Here is a 242-nt window from a genome sequence, read left to right as displayed (position 1 = left end):
CAAGCTAGGAAGCAGAGACGTGGAACCACGTGATAGCAGCCAGGACGCCGAGAACCAGCACCAGGCTGGCCGCCTGAATCAGGGCTTGGCTCTTACCGCGGGGCGCGTATGTAATCGCGGCTGCAGCGATCGCACCGGTAATCAGGCCGCCAAGGTGGGCTTGCCATGCAATGCCCGGCACCAGGAAGCCAATGACGCCGTTAAGCACGATCAGGACCCAGAGCTGCCTCGTTTGGCCACCA

General features: G+C 62.4%; 1 pseudogene. It reads right to left on the bottom strand.

The features are described 5' to 3' along the window. Positions 1-4: 4 nt before the first annotated feature. A pseudogene (locus tag SCA31_RS25205) lies at positions 5-242 on the bottom strand (hypothetical protein); the annotation flags it as partial.

Origin of the sequence: Chryseobacterium sp. SIMBA_028 (assembly GCF_046535285.1) — a bacterium.
GTDB lineage: Bacteria > Bacteroidota > Bacteroidia > Flavobacteriales > Weeksellaceae > Chryseobacterium.
Note: the sequence above shows the minus strand (reverse complement) of the source record. Positions and strands in the feature narration are given on the sequence as shown.